Below are 241 nucleotides of genomic sequence, written 5' to 3'. Positions count from 1 at the left end.
GCCGCTCACGCCGGAGACGGCGGGCAATAGCGCCGGCCTGGTGGTGCTCGATGCCCCGGCGCGCGCCGCGCTTTTTGCCCAATTCGATCCATTTGCGCGCGATGTGCCAGATGGCGGTGGCGGGGGCGGTGCGGCGGGTGCTGCGCTGCCGTTCACTCTGCTCGGCACGCGATCCACAGCCGATGGGCAGGGCGGCGGCGCGATCCTGGCCGGCGCCGACGGGGTGCAGCGCGCGGTGCCG

Annotated in this window: 1 pseudogene; it reads left to right on the top strand. The window is 74.7% G+C overall.

What is annotated here, in order from left to right:
• Positions 1 to 241, top strand: a pseudogene (locus tag H926_RS26865) (type II secretion system protein C); the annotation flags it as partial.

The organism is Novosphingobium sp. B-7 (genome assembly GCF_000410615.1).
Lineage (GTDB): Bacteria > Pseudomonadota > Alphaproteobacteria > Sphingomonadales > Sphingomonadaceae > Novosphingobium > Novosphingobium capsulatum.
The sequence above is the reverse complement of the archived record's forward strand: the minus strand, read 5'-3'. Positions and strand labels throughout refer to the sequence as shown.